Source organism: Brevibacillus laterosporus DSM 25 (assembly GCF_002706795.1).
Classification (GTDB): domain Bacteria; phylum Bacillota; class Bacilli; order Brevibacillales; family Brevibacillaceae; genus Brevibacillus_B; species Brevibacillus_B laterosporus.
This window is the reverse complement of the sequence record NZ_CP017705.1, coordinates 1,007,017-1,021,870: the sequence shown is the minus strand read 5'-3', so window position 1 is coordinate 1,021,870 and position 14,854 is coordinate 1,007,017. Positions and strand designations below refer to the sequence as shown.

Genomic DNA, 14,854 nt, shown 5'->3' with positions numbered 1-14,854 from the left:
ATAAAATGAATTCCTTTCACATGATACAGCGTTATAAAGAACTTCGTCAGCTAGCTCATCATACCGATCAATGGTTGGAGTCTAAAATGGGCTCGGACCTCTGGGTAGATGGAATTAATGTATTTTTAACGATCGAGCACGAAGATTTTGTAGAGGGCCTTGAACAGTTTCAACAACAATATACATATGAAGTAGAAGGTGTCACGAATTGCCTCAGACAGCTACAGCTGTATGCACGACATTCGGTTGCACAAGGTGAATTTGCGCTGTATCAGGCTTTGGCAGTGGGAATGACATGGTTATCTTTGCAGGAAGAAACGAATGGTCTACATTTTAATCTGCCTGTACAAATTACCAACCATTCTATTGCACTTTTATTAAGTCCAACCTACCTAGCCGTATGGGCAAATAGCTATAACGCTGGCATCGAGCTCTTTTTAGACATAGATTCCACATTACCTACCTTGTTCCGACCTGAACACGGGAAAATTTATCAGAATGCAGGCTCCTACCTCCGTGGGGAAAATCTCAAATTTCCATTCCAAAATTATTTTCATGAGATTGCTCATATTCTCTTGTTTCACGATGTGTATCAAAGGGTACTGGGATCAGAGGCGGAATGTAGAAGCTATTGGACTCACATCGAGGGATGTATCTATGCATTAGAAGAACAGGTACTAAGTGAGCTGATGGAAGTGCAGACAGACTTGCATATTATTGATGATGGTTACGGAAATATGCAGGGCTTTGAAGATTTTGCTGCCTTCCGGATTCAGCTTTATCAAGGAAGTGAGGATTCTTCTTTGACAGGAGAAACATTGCGGACCTATGTGAAGAGAGGAATGCAATTGGGGGAAGGGAATTTTCACATTCCAGATAATATCGTTAAACAAACGATTTTGTCTAATCATGAATTAGAGGAATGGGAACTGAAATCATTACATACACATTGTTTTTCCTTTGTGAAAGCTCTACAAGCTCATAGTGCTTGGGGAGTTAAAAGCTATGCAAGAAATACGTTACCTGTCTTCAGAGAAACGGTAGAATTGCTACCTGCTCATGCGTATTGCATGAAAAAGCTGGAGGAATCACTTCAGAAAAAACCATGGCCAGACGTGCAATCTCTCCTATCCAGTGAGCCGTTCCCACTTCTAGATTCGAAACAACGTAAACAGCATAAGCAACTATGGAAATGGAGAGAATTATTGTCACGTCTGGCGGAGATTCGTGGATATTTAGAACAGCGCTCTGATCAACTTCTAGAGCAAAATAATCACGAATTATCAACGATGTATACAAGCATTCAGCAGGCTCTATTACCTGTGGCAAAGAAAGTAGCAAGTTGGATAGTAGAGCATGAAGCCACTGTGGAATCAGAGCAACAACACCAGCTTCGCTATGAATCTGTCCAAAAGGAGATCAGTGAAATTCTTCAAGGTGTTCAGGAAGAAGAGGGGCAAAACCGTTTACTTTCCTTTTTACATGTACCATATTCGTATGTTTTAGAACCGAATTGAGAGAAGGGTAGCTATAGAAAGTCTGATTCTCTTATAGGAGAGTCAGATTTTTGCTGTTTTTCCTATGACATCGATTTGGTTTTAACGGACTACACATAAGGGTATAGAGAATGTGAGGGGGGATGAAGATGGAATGGGAGTTACTCCTACGTTTATTTGTTGGTGGTTTATGTGGCGCGCTTATTGGATTTGAGCGTAAAAGTAGACAGAAAGCTGCGGGATTGCGTACCCATTTCCTAGTAGCGGTGGGCAGTTCATTGATCATGATTGTTTCTAAATATGCTTTTTTTGATGTTTTAGGGGATTCTGTCAAACTAGATCCAAGTCGTATTGCGGCCAATGTGGTGAGTGGGATTGGCTTTCTTGGAGCCGGGACGATCTTAGTACAAAAACAGTCTATTCGTGGCTTAACAACAGCAGCTGGTTTGTGGGCTACAGCGGGTATTGGACTTGCTATCGGTTCAGGTATGTATGGCATCGGGTTTTGTGCCACGATTCTGGTGTTGATTGGGTTGGAAATTCTAGATCGTAGCTTACAATTGCTATTTCCCAAAACGATGCACCTAGTTGTTCATTTGCAGGAACAAAACCACGTACGGGATGTTATTGATAAATTGGCCAATAAAGGAGTTACAATTACGACCTATCAAGTTGAAATGCCCAATGAACAAGAGGACACAAAAACAATTCTAGATTTGCAGATTCAGGCACAGATCTCTACAGAAATAAATCACATGCTACTAGAAATTCAAGATATGAGTGGGGTTACATTTGTACGTATGGATAAATAATCCGATGAATAGAAAAATGCCCGCCAATCTGCATGTTTTAGGCGGGCAAATACTTGCGGATATCAGACTATCCATGATTTAGTTTACTTGGTTATTCGTATTTTCTCAAACGTAATAATTGGGTTTTTTGAGAAAGTTATCATAATTCTTTTATAGATATCCTCACAAGGAGATGGAATAGGAAGCAATACCGAAAAAAATATAATAGCAAAAAATTGATAATGAAAAAAGGCTCGAAATTAGAGGAAAATGTCGAACGATAAAGAAAAAAGTTTAGAGTAAAAAGAAAAACAAAAGGGAATTTTCGGAAAATATAAATAAGATTTCATATTATTCCTGCTTCAAGATGATTTAAGTTTAGACATTACTAAAATATCTCTTGCATAAAATTTGGAAATAAATACATAAGATAGGGATTATACACTTGTAAATAATAGGTGCGATGAGACGGACAGGGAGTGGCTGTTAGTTTATCGCACAAATTTATCTGTAAATGTAAAGTATTTACAGTGTTTTACTTATGCTGTCGCTTTATTGGAGTTTTTGTCGAAGCACTTTCTTTTCTAACGATTTCATTGCACAATAAAAATAACTTTATAGCCCTTTAGGGTGAAGGTGGCGTGGAAATGGGCGAGCACATGATATTATTAGGGAAGCGTCATTTTCTTAATGCACAACAGCAGAATATTCGAGTAAAAGGTTGGAGATTCTGTTTGCCTGCAGGTTGTCGATTTATAGCAACGAGGGATGGCTATCCAGAAAATGACCATGCTATCAGTTTGTTTAAGAAATCAGAAAAAATAGCACAAATGATCTTGCGTAGATCTGATGGAGAATTTCAATTTATTATGGAAGCAGTATCTAGTGATTATGCAGTAGAAATAATTGGGTTATCAAAAACAGTTGTTTTTCAGGAAAAGTAGGTATAATAGGCTCAATTTAACATAGGCACCCCTCATCGGGTGTCTTTCTTTTATCGGTTTTTAAGCAGATAGGAATAAATTTATGATGGTATTCATAGGCTTTAATTTATCAGGCTTTCCTTGCCTACAAATTTTTCAGATTTATCCACAAAACAATCTAATCAAGGAAGTTTTCTTTACCAGGAAGCTGTCTTGGTGTAACGTAGAGATAAGAGTTGCGTGTGAGAAATGGCTAGAGGAGGAGTAGCATGAATACATTGCAAATTGGTGATTGTAAACTAACGTGGATGAAGGGTGGAATGACCCAGTTAGACGGAGGAGCGATGTTTGGAGTTGTTCCAAAGGCTTTGTGGAGTAAACGCTACCCTTCTAATGAACTCAATCAAATTCCGCTACGTTCCGACCCTATTCTTGTACAAGTTCACGGAAAAAATATATTGATCGAATCGGGAATGGGTACAAATCGCTTAAATGACAAACAGAAACGTAACTTTGGTTTGGTTGAAGAATCGGAATTATCAGAATCCCTTCAGGCAGTCGGGTTACTTTTTGAAGACATTGATATGGTTCTGATGACTCACATGCATTATGATCATGCAAACGGATTAGTAAGTGTTGCAGAAGATGGTAGTCTCTATTCTACTTTTCCTAATGCCACTATTTATATCAACGAAATTGAATGGAATGAATTACGTTCTCCTAATATCAGATCTAAAAACACGTATTGGGAAGATAATTGGCGCCCTATCGAGAAACAAGTGTGCACATATGCCGACCAAAAAGAGATTGTGCCAGAAATAAAAATGGTACATACAGGCGGTCACAGTGATGGACATGCTATCATTTTGTTTGAAAGTAAAGGTGAGAAAGCTTGTCATATGGCGGATATTATGCCAACACATGCACACCAGAACCCACTCTGGGTTATGGCTTATGATGATTATCCAATGACGTCTATCTATGCAAAGGAAAAATGGTTGAAGGAAATGATATCCCAACAGGCGTGGTTTACTTTTTACCATGATGCCAAGTATCGAGCAGTGAAATGGAATGAACAAGGTCAGATGCTTCAGTCCATACCAATTAACCATCACTAAGGTGTTTTTCACTCTAAAGGGATAAAAATTAAGTTTCTAAAAGGAAGAATGGCGGTGAAACAACATGCAATTGCATCGTGCGCAAAGAGTGTGGTATTGGCTTGACTTTATGCTGGTACTGATTACTCTGTCTCCCATTATTGCGGCGATCGGTTTTTACACCCAAATGCCCGATAAGCTATTAGTAGCGACGAGGATTGGGGAAAAGACCGGATACTATCAGGATAAACTGCTGTTTCTCCTTATTTTTAGTCTTGTCCAAATCGTAGCACCCATTTTGTTACGAGCATTTATTACGATCTCTCGCCAACGAGAACGGCAGACGAAACAGATGGAGATTTGCTTTGATTTATTACGAATAGCTCAAGCAGTAGTATTTAGTACGATGTATTGTTTATTGATATTGCAAAATTTACTTATTCCTATAGGCATGGAAATGTATATCATGATTCTAGTAGGGATTATTTTGTTAGTTTATGGATATTTGTTGCCGTGGATATCGTATTTACATCCGTTGGGTATGCGTACGTCCTGGACCAAAACCGAACAAGAGGTCTGGGTTAATACTCATCGTAAGCTGTCCGTATTCTGGATGCTGACAGGTGTAGTCTATCTGCTATGTCCGTATTTACCAGGATGGCTGGGCTTGGTGTTAATCATCTCTTCCGTGTGTCTAACGATTCTATCTACTTATATTTACTCCTACTTATATTTCCGCCGTGGGAAAGGAAAACAGAACAAGCCATCCCTAGAAGCCTAGGCTTCGAAGGGGATGGTTTTTTACATGTCCTTTTTGGTGCAATCATGATTTTCGTGTATCTAAAGACAAACGAACAAGGGAAGCCGCTTGAACTAAACCGCCGCCAAATCCGTATAGGATAGCTGTGTCGTCTTGTTTAATTTGTTGGGTAGATAAAGCCATATCTAAAGCAAGGGGTATGGTAGCACAGGAAGTATTTCCGAAATATTCCAGACTGTGTAGGGTTCGCTCTAATGGAAATCCACTTTTTTCGCAAATCGATTCAATCATTCGTAAGTTAGCACTGTGTGGCACAAACCAATCTACATCTAACAAGGAAAGATTGCTTTGTGCTACCAGTTGGTTCATTCCCTGAGGTAATTGCGAGACCACCCACTTATATAATTCCCGTCCATTTTGATAGATATTTCCCTTCCCAAGAAGTTCTACATCTCCCATTTGTTTAGAAAGACCTGAACGATATAAATGAATCCCGCCATTACCATTGCTGCTAATGAAGGAATGAAGGAAGCTAGGGTTCTGTTCATCACGTTCTACAAGTGCTGCACCTGCGCCATCTCCAAACAAAACACAGGTATTACGGTCGGAATAGTCAGTTACTTTTGATAACGTCTCGCCGGCTACTACAAGAATTTTTTTATGTAGGCCACTACTTATAAGGGAATTTGCCATGTGTAATCCATAGACAAAGCCAGCACATGTTGCATTTAGATCAAGTGCTCCAGCTGAACGAATTGATAGCTTAGCCTGTAACTGACTAGCTACACTGGGAAAAGCATAGTCTGGGGTGGAGGTACATACAAGAATGAAATCAACATCTTCTACTTCTTTATCATACGCTTGCTGCAAGTGCTGAACGGCTCGTAGACAAAGATCGCTTGTAAATTGGTTGGGTTCAGCTATGCGTCGCTCTCGCATGCCAGTTCTTCTAACAATCCATTCATCGCTAGTTTCAACTAATTTTTCTAGATCAAAATTAGTGAGTCGCTTGTCTGGAACGTAAGAGCCTATAGCGGTGATACGGGCTTTAGAGGACAAAGCATGCGGACCAAAATGTTGTGAAGAAGAGCTTGTAAAAGTATTCGAGTAAGCAGACATCGGTAAGACCCCATTTCTTACTTAATTGAAAATGAATTATTTTATTATCTGGTATTAGTATCAGGTACTAATAATGAAAAGTCAATAGTTTATCCCCATTACATTTTTAGATAATCCTAATCAAATTTTTCATATGGAAGAATAGGTAGCTGTCATTGACTTTTCATTTGAATATTTCTACAATTTGGGTTATCTGAAAAAGATAAAAATAGATAAAGGGGAGTAAAGAGATGAACAGACTACGAGCATACTGGCAAGAATTTCACCCTATAATACACTCCTTACTTATCGGGACGATTTTTGTACGAGCGGCTAGTTCTATGAGCATGCCATTTTTGGCCATTCATTTATCAAAGACAACGGATCTGAGTCCAGTCATGATTGGTATTACAATTGGGGCTGGGCCTCTGGCATCTACAGTGGGCGGATTTATTGCAGGAACGTTATCTGATTTGTTTGGACGAAGAAGAATTATGCTGTGGGCTTTGTACACCTGGATACTTGTTTTTTTAGGATTTGCGATTGGAAAAAGCGCAATCTTTTTTATTTTACTTAACATTTTGGCGGGATTTTGCCGCTCATTTTACGAACCTGTATCGCAAGCACTTATGGCTGACTTAACAGAACCAGAGCGACGCTTTCGAGTTTTTTCCATGCGATATCTGGCCATTAACATCGGTGTCTCTGTAGGTCCTTTGCTTGGGGCTTATTTAGCCTTATTAGGAGGGGCTCTTCCGTTTATCGTAACGGCGATTATATATTTGCTCTATGTCATAAGCCTACAATATTTGTTGAATAAATTTGGTATCAAACAAATTGAAGGTCAAAAGAAAGAAAAGGTTACATTTGCCTCGGCTTGGAAGGTAGTACGTCAAGATGTCGCTTTGCGCTATTTTATTGTCGGTGGCATCCTAGTCTCAGTAGGCTATTCACAAATGACTGTGACCTTGTCTCAATTCGTTCAGGGAATGTTCATTGACGGAGCCATCCTATTTTCATATCTCATGAGCTTAAATGCAATAGTGGTGGTTGCTTTTCAGCTTCCGTTATCCAGATGGGCCGAAAAAAAGACCCCGTTGTTTAGCCTTGTAACTGGAACGATCATGTATGCCATGGGCTTGTTAGGCTTCGGAATTTCATCAAATTGGTGGGCGTTTATGATTTCGATGTGTGTCTTTACCATTGGGGAGATCTTAACCTTCCCTGCTTCCACGGTTTTCATTGATTATTTAGCACCTGATGGTATGCGCGGGACCTATTTTGGCGCCCAAAGCTTTCATAATCTAGGGCAATTTTTAGGGCCGGTGCTAGGGGGATATTTACTCGGAGTATATAATGGAACGGTTATGTTTACGATCATTGCCTGTATAACACTTTTTAGTATTCTGTTTTATACCCAGGGACGTAATTGTTATACTGCTCGTACGGGTGAGCCCATGACGATGATCCGGTAGGAAAATGAGTAACAGATAAAAAAACTGTCGGGAAGCATAAGTTCTCGACAGTTTTTTGTGTAAGTGGATAATACGAAATCGAATTATTTTACTGCCTGCATAATTCGATTTGCTATACGTTCATATCCAGCATGATTAGGATGGAAATGGTCCGTGTATAAATAGGCTTTCTCCTTGTTCCAAAATAGGTCATAGGACGGTATTACTAACACGTTATGATAACGTGCTGAGATGGTAGCCGCTTCATTATTCCATTCCTGTACATGGGTACTTGATTCTTGTTTGAACTCTGTATCGCCAAATGGATTATAGAGAGAGGTGTAAAAAATAGGTGCTTCTGGATTTATAGATCGAATTTGTTTTACAATGGCTTCATAGTTGATAGTAAGTTGGGTTGAAGCATCCAATAGTTTTTCAAGATCAAATTCAAATATACCACCGCTTTGGCGAAACAAATCATTCCCCCCAATCGTAAACAATATGAGGTTGGCCTCGGAAATCAGGCGTTTGACATTTGTTTGTTTCAGTTGGTTTACTAAATCTCCTGATTCACTGCCACTAATGGCTAGATTGCTTAATTGAATGCTTTGATTACGCTCTTTTTCAGCTCTTTGTTTAAAAATCCCAATATAGCCTAATCCGCTTGAATCTCCTAGCCCACGTGTTAAGGAGTCACCCAACGCTACCATTTTTAATGTGCCTGTAGTGGGCAAGATAGCAGGAGGAGGAGTTTCTGATGTTTGGTCTTGTTTGGGGGCCTGAAGCTCAGCTGTGCTTTTGTCAGCTAAATGCACTGGCGTAAAAGCAAAGCAGAAGCCAACTAATAGAGCAAAAAAGGATAAGCAAGCCAGTAGCAGCAACCATTTGGTTAACGGATGTTGTTTAGATCTGAGCACAGAGAACCTCCTTATCATAGAGCATGTCCATGTCATGTCTTGTTACATTGTACTTCTATTGTACCATTCTGGTCTGTGATCAAACCAGAGAGGTTCATGTGGAAGAAAAGGCATGGGGAATCTGTCCTTGTGAAAGAATAAGAAATCCTATGTTAACGAATTTACAGATAGAAAGGTGGGAGACATGTGGCAGACAAAGTTCTTTCTGTTGCTCGTTTACAAAAATCAATTAGGAAAAAACGACTGATTCATGATATTACATTTGATGTGCGGGCAGGGGAGGTATTTGGTTTTCTTGGACCCAATGGAGCTGGAAAAACCACCACAATTCGTATGTTGGTCGGGCTTACCAGACCTGATGCGGGAGAGATAAAAATTGGTGGCTACTCTTTGCAAAACAATTTTTTGAAGGCGATTGATCAGGTGGGATGTATTGTCGAGAATCCTGAATTGTATCCCTTTCTAACAGGGCAGGAGAACTTAGAAATGCTTGCTCGAATGAGTAAAAAGGTAAGCTCTGAGAGAATTCGTGAAGTAGTAGAACTGGTGGAGCTGACGGGAGCGATTCATGAACGAGTAAAAACTTATTCGCTTGGTATGCGTCAGCGTTTGGGAATTGCGCAAGCGTTACTACATCGTCCCCGCTTACTCATTTTAGATGAGCCTACCAACGGATTAGATCCGGCTGGTATTCGTGAATTGCGGCAATTCATACGTCGTCTGGCGCTGGAAGAAAGAATCGGTGTCTTTATTTCCAGTCATATGCTAAGTGAGATTGAGCTCATGTGTGACCGTGTAGCTATTATTAATAAGGGACGAGTTATTTCAATTGGTCAAGTCAAAGAATTAATGGAGCAATTCGCTGATCAGGTTAATTGGAAATTTATAGATAATAATTTACCGAAGGCTGTTGAGCTGATGCAGGCAAGTCCACATGTATATGAACTTATGGCGTTGTCAGATGGCAGAGTGAAGTGTCGAATGGATACGGATAAAATAGCTGAAGTTAACCGTGCCCTCATCCTGGCAGGAGTACATGTTACTGGCATTGAAGAAAAGGCTGTTACATTGGAAGATCTCTTCCTTACACTAACTCAAGATAAATCACTAGATGAGGAGGGGAAGCATGCTTGATCTGGTGTATAATGAAAGCTTAAAGCTAGTCAAACGTAAGCGCTTCTATGTAGTCGTCCTCATTTTGCTTATTCTGATTCCGCTATTTACATATGCGCAATATCAATCAGTAGAGGTGGCTAGAGCGCAAATTGGTACAGATGACTGGCGTACCATTCTGCAACAAAAGATTGTAGATACCCAAAATAGATTGGCTTCCAGTCGTATTCCCCCCGAATGGAGAGATTTTCTAAAAACCCAATTAGAGCTACAACAGTATTATCTGGATCATGATATCGATCCTTCAGCACCAGGAGCAGTTACGTTTGCACGTGGATTCATGGATCAGTCTGTTGGGCTGTTTCTACCGATGATTATTGTAATTTTAGCAGTTGATCTCGTGTCTTCAGAATTTAGTGAAGGGACAATTAAACTGTTGCTGACAAGGCCAGTCAAACGTTGGAAAATCCTTACGAGTAAATATATTACACTTCTATTGTTCACCTCGCTGACCTTGTTGTTATCTTTGGTACTAGCGTATGCTATTTCAGGGGTTGTCTTTGGCTATGGAGGGTGGACGATGCCTGTTTTAACAGGTTTTAAGGCGACAGGAGAAGTCTTACAAACCTCACAGGTATTCGTATTAGATCAATGGAAATATATTTTGATGCAATATGGATTAGGTTGGTTCGTTTGTGTCGTGGTTGGTACAATATCGTTGATGATCTCTGTATTGGTGAGAAGTACAGCGGCTGGTATGGGTATTATGATGGCTGCTCTCATTAGTGGAGCTATTTTGACCCAAATGGCCTCTACGTGGGAACAAGCTAAGTATTTATTTAATGTAAATTTACAGCTTACGACCTATCTAGCAGGAAGTTTGCCACCGATTAAAGGGATGAATCTCCCTTTTTCCCTTGGAGTATTATCTATTTGGGGAGTCGTTTCTTTAGTGATTGCCTATGTAGTGTTTACTAGACAAGATGTTACATAATGAAGATATAACCAAAAACCCTCTAGCTACCGCTTTACCTTTGGCTAGAGGGTTCTTTTATTTGGTCTGGCAAACGCCATCAAGCTATGACCAATTCATGGTTTTTACAATATCCATTAAATCTTGCAAGCTCATTCCTTTTGCTGTTGCAATCACATAGAGCGGTTGGGAAGACTTGGTGGTAATAAGGTGAACAGCATGCTGCATTGTGTTTTTTTCTTGAGAATCGAAAGTTACTCCGATTGCTTTATCAGTACCAACATAGAAAATTTGCGGAGAACCCGCAAAGGTCCCTGGAATGGACAAGGTGCGTTTTTGCGTGTCATTACGTAGTACCTCTAGCTTAATCTGAGCATCACCATGATGATAGACAGAGGTTTGGGAAGTAACATGCTTACTTGTTTCTGATTCATAATGAATAGCAACAGAAGCAAGCTTATAATCTGCCTTGACTAAAGCAGCAAGTGGCATATCAGAAGATTGCTTTGCTTTTTCCAAGGAGGTAAAGCTGGAGAAGGTTTGTGGTTTCTCCTTTTCCTTCTCTGCCTCTTGGGTGAACATTTCACTTGTTGCGCCACCAACTGACTCTACCTTATTTTCGTCTACGGAGGGAGCCTCAGTTGCTGTCAAGGAATTATTTGGGCTTGTTACGCCTCCTTGATTCTCAGGGCCCGCTATTGCCATGTCATTCAATTTTTCTAATTGATCAGAGGACAGTGTAGACTCTGAACCAGAATTTTGATCAGCTTTTTTCTCTGTTGCACTAGAAGCTGTTACCGCATGCTCTTTGGACGCTGTTTGCATCGGAGATAGTGAGCGTGAAGCGAGCAGAGAAGACGAAGCTGGCTTATTGTTTTGGTCTTGTTGAACGGCTTGTTTACTATTATCATGCATAGCAATTGCTGAGTTTGCGGAAGGTGCTTGCGATTTCTTTGCCTGAGCTACCGCCGTATCTTTGTCACTTTTAGCCTGCTTGATGTCCTTCTTCTCTGTTGTTCCTTCCGCTTTTTTCAAGCTAGGTGCAGGAGCTTCTAGTAATTTTTCTTGTGATGTAGCTTTTGGATCAGATACTTGCGCATTAGTTTCAGGTGATCCTCCCCCGATAGGAGCTTGCTTGGTGTCAATTTGTGGTGACTGAGCCATATAGGAAGTAGACCCCTCAGGAGTTGGTGCATAAGCTACCTGTGGAGGCTGAATTTGCTCCGTACTGTTACCTGTAAATCCTCCATTTAAAGCTTGAACACCCACAAGTCCCATGACCAAAAGTACACTAGCGGCTCCCAAGACAGGATAGGAAAGGAATCTAAAGCGTTTAGCTTTAGGCATGCTACTTACTTTTGCTTGATCAGTTGCTGCAAGTGGAATGATTCCCGGTTCTGTTTTTTCAGATTGACTAGAACTTCCATGATGTTGAGGAGAGGCATATATCTTATTCATAATACTGTTTTCTAGGTCAATGGAAGGTTGTGGAATCTCTTTTAGGAACAGGTTTTCCTCGCTAGATGACCATTCATTCTCTAGCCAAGCCAAGCATTCATCACAGGTTTCTAAATGGGAAAGAGCGATATCGTCGTCAACAGTGTTAGTCCATTTTGCCTTAAATTCATGGCAATTCATGTACGAGTCCTCCTTCCATTTTCGTTAACACTTTGGCAAATTCTTGCCTTGCTCGTAAATATCGAACTCGTGCTGTAGACTCTGCTACCCCAAGTAGGGAAGCTATTTTATCAAAGGGATATTCGTGCGTACAACGAAGCACAATAACTTCTTTATAGGAGTCAGATAGCAGTTCGAAAGCTTCGGCGATGGTCTTCTGTTGTTCTTTTCGCAAAAGCGATTCTTGTGGTAATTCATTCTGCACTCCTGAAGGGACGAAAGCCAAATGTTCATCCGTATCATGGAACTTCCGGCGCCGGAGAAAGTCAATGGTACGATTCCTTGCTAAAGTATGGAGCCACGTAGATAGTTGACTTTCACCTCGATAGGTGTTCAGCTTTTCGTAGGCTTTGATAAATACCTCTTGGGTCAGGTCTTCAGCGTCAGCCTTGTTATTTACCATCTTATATATGAAGATATAGATCATATGCTGGTATTTTTGAATAATGTCACGAAAAGCTTCGACGTCCCCTTGCAAAACCTGTTGTACAATTTCACTGTCGGTTTGCATCGAAGTATTGCCTCCCTTCACTTCATCTGACGATACGTTGTTTTCAAACGTTTCAGTTGATCTTTTTGATTTTTATCCATAAATATTTCCAATTCTCTTACATGACGAAACAGCATGGATAGTCGTAGTAAAAAAGCCGGTGCATGCAAAGTTTCTTTCCCATTCTATCATTTTTTTAGGGAAAAAAACGTTACAAAAACTAGGAAAGGATTGGGACATATCTTACGCTTTACTTTACTACGTTTCCAGATCTGATGTATCTACATCAGGTTCAATAATTTGATAGTGATATCCTTGTTCTAATAGAAACATCTGACGTTTGCTAGAAAACTCCTGCTCACGGGTATCCCGTGACACCAGTGTATAAAAATAGGCTTGGTTGGTTGCCTTGGGACGCAAAATACGACCCAATCGTTGAGCTTCTTCTTGTCTTGAACCAAAAGTGCCTGAGATTTGAATTGCGACATTGGCATCGGGCAAATCTACAGCAAAATTGGCCACTTTAGATATCACTAACTGTTTGATTTCCCCACGCTTAAACATGTCATAATAGCGACCACGGTCTTCTTCAGGTGTTTTACCTGTGATAAGCGGTAATCTGAGTGTATTAGCCACCAATTCTAATTGTTTGATGTACTGACCAATAATTAGGATTTGATCGTCTTTATGCTGCTTCAGCAGTTTTTTTATCCAGTCCACCTTAATGGGATTCTCCGCTGCTAATCGATATTTTTCACGTGTGCCTGAAAAGGCATAGGCCTCACGATAGATTGAAGGGAGTGGTAGTCTTACTTCTTTACAGAGGGCTGTTGCGATCCAGCCCTGAGCTTCTAAAGCTTTCCATGGCATTTCGTATTTTTTGGGACCAATCAGTGAGAAGACCTCGTCTTCTTTTCCATCTTCACGTACTAGCGTAGCGGTTAAACCTAATCGGCGTTTGGCTTGAATGCTCGATGTCATCTTGAAAATGGGAGCAGGGAGCATGTGTACTTCGTCATAAATGATTAACCCCCAATTATGGTCCGTAAATAAATTCATATGGGGAAACTCTTCTCCACCTCGCTGTCTCGATGTCACCATCTGATAGGTTGTAACTGTAACAGGCCGCACCTCTTTTTGTTCACCAGTATATTCGCCTACCATGTCAGCGGTCAGGGTGGTTTTTGTTGTGATTTCGTTGATCCATTGTCGGACAGATGTCGTACTTGTTGTTAAGATGAGGGTCGCTGTCTCAAAGCGTGCCATGGTACCAATCCCAATGATGGTTTTTCCGGCTCCACAGGGCAAGCACAAAACACCACTGCCACCATAAGCAGTACCGTTGGCATAAAAGGCATCCACGGCGGCTAGTTGATAATCTCGTAATGCAAAAGGAGTTCCTGCTCTATCGTGAGGCACAAGCTTCATTGGGCACGGTTCACCCTCCTGATAGCCAGCTAAATCCTGCACAGGATAGCCAAGCTTAATGAGAGCCTGTTTTACCAGTCCACGTGAGTAAGGCTTCAGTATATACAGACTATCCGAACGTTTTTCTTCTATATAAGGTTGTAGAGATTGGTAGCCCATGACTTCAGTCAAAATAAGAGGGTCAATACTGGTTAATCCGATTTGATCCTCGTATGTATGCATCTGAATCAATCCATATCTCGCAAACGCTCTTTTTACCTCATCTGCGACAGAAGGGGGAAGTCCGTATTTACTGTAACGGCTCAGGGCATCTAGGATTTGTTCTGCTTGTAGCTGACTTGCCGCTGCATTCCACAAAGAAAGTGGAGTTAAACGGTAGGTATGTATATATTCTGGGCTTTTAATGAGCTCAGCAAAGCCACTAATTGCTTGTCTTGCTTCATCAAATAAGGGATTCTCAACTTCTAGTAAAATACTCCGATCACTTTGTACAATTAGTGGTAAATGGGGTTGAAAAGACACGTTCGTCACCTCATAGCGGTATCAATACGCCAATGGTACCATATTTGGGGACGAAAGGGAAAAGCAGGGGAGGGCTCTTATTTTGATTCAAAATCAAGGGCTCAGGTTACAATAA

Annotated in this window: 13 protein-coding genes; 8 read left to right on the top strand and 5 right to left on the bottom strand. The window is 40.7% G+C overall.

All coding sequences use genetic code 11. The annotated features are described in order from the left end of the window. Positions 1-5 precede the first annotated feature (5 nt). From BrL25_RS04810 to BrL25_RS04790, 5 genes are all read left to right on the top strand, one after another. Positions 6-1,517: a hypothetical protein gene (locus BrL25_RS04810; RefSeq protein WP_018673171.1), complete on the top strand. Its 1,512-nt coding sequence runs from the start codon at positions 6-8 to the stop codon at positions 1,515-1,517. A gap of 122 nt (positions 1,518-1,639) precedes the next feature. After that, positions 1,640-2,308 (top strand): MgtC/SapB family protein, encoded by a 669-nt coding sequence (locus BrL25_RS04805; protein WP_026315291.1) that lies wholly within the window; start codon positions 1,640-1,642, stop codon positions 2,306-2,308. Between the two features lie 626 nt (positions 2,309-2,934). Next, positions 2,935-3,231, top strand: a complete 297-nt coding sequence (locus BrL25_RS04800) for a hypothetical protein (protein ID WP_018673169.1) — start codon at positions 2,935-2,937, stop codon at positions 3,229-3,231. A gap of 248 nt (positions 3,232-3,479) precedes the next feature. Further along, positions 3,480-4,328 (top strand): YtnP family quorum-quenching lactonase, encoded by an 849-nt coding sequence (locus tag BrL25_RS04795; RefSeq protein WP_018673167.1) that lies wholly within the window; start codon positions 3,480-3,482, stop codon positions 4,326-4,328. A gap of 64 nt (positions 4,329-4,392) precedes the next feature. After that, entirely contained in the window at positions 4,393-5,088 is a 696-nt protein-coding gene (locus BrL25_RS04790; protein ID WP_018673166.1) for an SdpI family protein, read from the top strand. A 42-nt stretch (positions 5,089-5,130) separates the two neighbouring features. Here the strand turns inward: BrL25_RS04790 and BrL25_RS04785 are convergent, their stop codons facing one another. Then, positions 5,131-6,186: a ketoacyl-ACP synthase III gene (locus BrL25_RS04785; RefSeq protein ID WP_018673165.1), complete on the bottom strand. Its 1,056-nt coding sequence runs from the start codon at positions 6,184-6,186 to the stop codon at positions 5,131-5,133. 230 nt (positions 6,187-6,416) lie between these two features. Here BrL25_RS04785 and BrL25_RS04780 point away from each other — a divergent pair, with 230 nt between their 5' ends. Continuing rightward, positions 6,417-7,640 (top strand): MDR family MFS transporter, encoded by a 1,224-nt coding sequence (locus BrL25_RS04780; protein WP_018673164.1) that lies wholly within the window; start codon positions 6,417-6,419, stop codon positions 7,638-7,640. A gap of 83 nt (positions 7,641-7,723) precedes the next feature. On the opposite strand, the gene BrL25_RS04775 is transcribed toward BrL25_RS04780, so the two are convergent. After that, entirely contained in the window at positions 7,724-8,536 is an 813-nt protein-coding gene (locus BrL25_RS04775; protein ID WP_018673163.1) for a GDSL-type esterase/lipase family protein, read from the bottom strand. Positions 8,537-8,722: 186 nt separating this feature from the next. Here BrL25_RS04775 and BrL25_RS04770 point away from each other — a divergent pair, with 186 nt between their 5' ends. Further along, positions 8,723-9,670 (top strand): ABC transporter ATP-binding protein, encoded by a 948-nt coding sequence (locus tag BrL25_RS04770; protein WP_018673162.1) that lies wholly within the window; start codon positions 8,723-8,725, stop codon positions 9,668-9,670. Then, complete coding sequence (locus BrL25_RS04765) at positions 9,663-10,643, top strand: DUF2705 family protein (protein WP_018673161.1); 981 nt, start codon at positions 9,663-9,665, stop codon at positions 10,641-10,643. Before BrL25_RS04770 ends, BrL25_RS04765 begins: the two co-directional genes overlap by 8 nt. Positions 10,644-10,727: 84 nt before the next feature. On the opposite strand, the gene BrL25_RS04760 is transcribed toward BrL25_RS04765, so the two are convergent. From BrL25_RS04760 to BrL25_RS04750, 3 genes are all read right to left on the bottom strand, one after another. Then, positions 10,728-12,260 (bottom strand): hypothetical protein, encoded by a 1,533-nt coding sequence (locus BrL25_RS04760; protein ID WP_018673160.1) that lies wholly within the window; start codon positions 12,258-12,260, stop codon positions 10,728-10,730. Continuing rightward, complete coding sequence (locus BrL25_RS04755) at positions 12,247-12,810, bottom strand: RNA polymerase sigma factor (protein WP_018673159.1); 564 nt, start codon at positions 12,808-12,810, stop codon at positions 12,247-12,249. Before BrL25_RS04755 ends, BrL25_RS04760 begins: the two co-directional genes overlap by 14 nt. A 237-nt stretch (positions 12,811-13,047) precedes the next feature. Continuing rightward, entirely contained in the window at positions 13,048-14,739 is a 1,692-nt protein-coding gene (locus BrL25_RS04750; RefSeq protein ID WP_018673157.1) for a DNA repair helicase XPB, read from the bottom strand. Positions 14,740-14,854 lie beyond the last annotated feature (115 nt).

Bases quoted from the DNA above. Each gene is read 5' to 3' on its own strand.
- BrL25_RS04810 (WP_018673171.1), top strand. From the start codon at position 6: ATGAATTCCTTTCACATGATACAGCGTTATAAAGAACTTCGTCAGCTA.
- BrL25_RS04805 (WP_026315291.1), top strand. From the start codon at position 1,640: ATGAAGATGGAATGGGAGTTACTCCTACGTTTATTTGTTGGTGGTTTA.
- BrL25_RS04800 (WP_018673169.1), top strand. From the start codon at position 2,935: ATGGGCGAGCACATGATATTATTAGGGAAGCGTCATTTTCTTAATGCA.
- BrL25_RS04795 (WP_018673167.1), top strand. From the start codon at position 3,480: ATGAATACATTGCAAATTGGTGATTGTAAACTAACGTGGATGAAGGGT.
- BrL25_RS04790 (WP_018673166.1), top strand. From the start codon at position 4,393: ATGCAATTGCATCGTGCGCAAAGAGTGTGGTATTGGCTTGACTTTATG.
- BrL25_RS04785 (WP_018673165.1), bottom strand. From the start codon at position 6,186: ATGTCTGCTTACTCGAATACTTTTACAAGCTCTTCTTCACAACATTTT.
- BrL25_RS04780 (WP_018673164.1), top strand. From the start codon at position 6,417: ATGAACAGACTACGAGCATACTGGCAAGAATTTCACCCTATAATACAC.
- BrL25_RS04765 (WP_018673161.1), top strand. From the start codon at position 9,663: ATGCTTGATCTGGTGTATAATGAAAGCTTAAAGCTAGTCAAACGTAAG.
- BrL25_RS04760 (WP_018673160.1), bottom strand. From the start codon at position 12,260: ATGAATTGCCATGAATTTAAGGCAAAATGGACTAACACTGTTGACGAC.
- BrL25_RS04755 (WP_018673159.1), bottom strand. From the start codon at position 12,810: ATGCAAACCGACAGTGAAATTGTACAACAGGTTTTGCAAGGGGACGTC.